Annotated in this window: 2 protein-coding genes and 1 pseudogene; 1 reads left to right on the forward strand and 2 read right to left on the reverse strand. The window is 41.9% G+C overall.

What is annotated here, in order from left to right; translation table 11 throughout:
* Positions 1-5: 5 nt before the first annotated feature.
* Positions 6-806 (reverse strand): ExeA family protein, encoded by an 801-nt coding sequence (locus cpu_RS13010; RefSeq protein ID WP_075860409.1) that lies wholly within the window; start codon positions 804-806, stop codon positions 6-8.
* Between the two features lie 3 nt (positions 807-809).
* A pseudogene (locus cpu_RS13015) lies at positions 810-1944 on the reverse strand (transposase); the annotation flags it as partial.
* A 117-nt stretch (positions 1945-2061) separates the two neighbouring features.
* On the opposite strand from cpu_RS13015, the gene cpu_RS13725 reads away from it, so the two are divergent.
* Positions 2062-2202 carry a hypothetical protein gene (locus cpu_RS13725; RefSeq protein WP_159434020.1) on the forward strand — a complete coding sequence of 47 codons (141 nt, stop codon included), beginning with the start codon at positions 2062-2064 and terminating at the stop codon, positions 2200-2202.
* Positions 2203-2408: the final 206 nt, after the last annotated feature.

A 2408-nucleotide genomic window follows, 5' to 3' on the forward strand; every position in this document is an offset into this window, starting at 1 on the left:
CAAGATTAGAAACCAGCATCCAAAGCCGCTAACCTAACCACCTCGGCATCAATGATTTCCTTTTTAGCCTGGAAACCATAAAGCAAGCAATGAGTGGCGAGTTTATTGATAAGCCGGGGCCAGCCTCGGGATAAAGAGGCATTAGCTTCGATGGCAGGCTCGGAAAAAATATTATGGTTAGCTCCTGCAAGCTTCATATGATGCTGGATGTAGCTTGCTACCTCTTCCATGGTTAAAGGCTCAACTTTATAACTCATGGCGATTCTTTGGGCAAGAGGCCTATTCTGGTTTAAGGTAAGCTTATCTAAGAGATGCGGAAGGCCAGAGAGAACCAGGATAAACGGATTTTCCGAATCCATGCTAAAGTTAAAGAGAATATTTATATCACAGAGAAAAAGATCTTTAGCCATCTGCATCTCGTCTAAGATAAAAACCGGAGTAATCTTTCTTTCCCGAAAAAACCTTACCACAGCAGATTGAATCTGATGAAAAAGATCCACCTTGCGAAACTTAGGTTCTTCCCCCAGAGCTATAGCCAACCCCCGGTAGAAATCCATAACCGTACCGGTGGATAGGGGGAAATAAACCACCTTATACAGAGAAGGATTGAGACTTTCAGCAAAAGCTCGAAGAGCAAAAGTTTTACCAGCCCCAGGCTCCCCCGCAATAAGGCCTATGCCGCGAGTCTTTTTTAGATACTCAAGTCTGGCCATCGTTTCGGAAAAAGAAGCAGAAGGAAAAGAATCAGCGGTTTTGATTTCCTTAGTAAAAGGGGCTTTGGTCAAAGAATAAAAAGCTCGATACACCGATTACCCCTCCTTTCCCGCCAGCATAGCCTGAAAAGAAAGAGAGCGATTGCGTTTTACTTTAGCATTATCAGCGAAATTAACCGGTACAGCTTTATCTACTGCTACGCCATTTTCATAAACATAAACCACATCTTCATCAAAACGGACTTCAATTTTCTGGCCAATAAACCGGGGTGGTACTTCATACAGCTTATTATTAACGGAAATAGTACCATCATGTTTCACCTTACGCATTTCCCGTTTCAAAAACAGCGGATCAAGGGAAGCGGGGTCATTGAGCAAACGCACCTGACTTACCTGAGATAAATAAACATCTAAAGGAGTCATACCAAGAGAAGCATGGACCTTGCGGTGGTAATCTTCCTCCAACCACTGCCAGAAGCGGCGGTTTAGTTCCTCTAAAGAAGATACCGGTTTTTCTTTCAGCAAAGGGAAAAAGCGGGTCTTAACCGTACCAAAGAACCGTTCTATTTTTCCCTTACTGGGGGCATCAAAGGCTTATACCAAGACTGGCACAAGCAATTTGGAAAGTATCCGAGCGATAAATTTTGCCGTTATCTACATAAACCATCTTAGGTATACCCCTGCGGATTAACGCTTCCTTGAACACAGTTCGTAGAGACTCAAACTTTTCCGAAAAGAAAAACTGGGCAAAAGGAACCAGTCTTGAACAATCATCAATGAAAGCAAAAAGAAAAGTCTTCATTTTTTTACCGTTCTGGACAATATACGGACCAACAGACATATCCCCCTGCCAGAGAACATTAACCGTATCATAAGAAAACCTTTTGCGTTCAGGGAATTTAGGGGACTTATTACCGACCAAACCATACTTTTTCAGTAGCCTATAAACCGTAGCATAGGAAACATCCTTAGGTAAAATCTCACCCCTATTAACCAAACGCTCGTAAAAAACCGAAGCAGGTAAATCTCTTAGTTCCTTGCGTAAAACCACTAAATGTTCTTCCTGCTCCCGGGAAAGCACTCGATGTTTTTCCCGATCCGAACGAACTTTGGGCTTAAGTCCATCAAAACCAAACCGGCGATAAGAAAGAAGCCAGCCGGCCAGAGTTTTAGGGGTAAACTCTTTAGGACCATAAAAAGGCACCTCATGAACCTTAGAGCAAATTTGGGAAATTAAGAAGGAGGCTAACCGGTTAACCATCCATGAAAACATTTTAACCCGGGAGGAAAAAGAATACCACGCAAAAGGTTTGTGGAAGCAAAAAATAGTTTTCAGGAGGGAGAAAAAATGATAGAATTAACTTGCCATAAAGTTAAGTGGGAAATGTCCGATGCCCCTTCTCAGGAGGGGAGCTTTGCCCAAAGCCAGGAGCATTTCCACCAACTTTATGGCTTTTTCTTTTGGGTTAAAAGGAAAAAACGCCTCTAAAGCCAAAATCACGGAAAAACATCTCAATACGGGTTAGATTTTTCCTAAATCTTCGACTAAAAAACTCCAATAACTGGCGATAACCCATAACTTTTCGATAAAGGAAATAATTCTTAAGTTTTATCAAAATAGTAGCTACAGAATGCTGAAAATACGGAAGTAAGAAAGAAGGGATTATTGAGACGGTTTTACCACAGGAAGGACAT

Origin of the sequence: Carboxydothermus pertinax, from assembly GCF_001950255.1 — a bacterium.
Lineage (GTDB): Bacteria > Bacillota > Z-2901 > Carboxydothermales > Carboxydothermaceae > Carboxydothermus > Carboxydothermus pertinax.

What these genes read in the sequence shown, in the direction of transcription:
- cpu_RS13725 (WP_159434020.1), top strand. Translation starts at nt 2,062, where the DNA reads ATGATAGAATTAACTTGCCATAAAGTTAAGTGGGAAATGTCCGATGCC.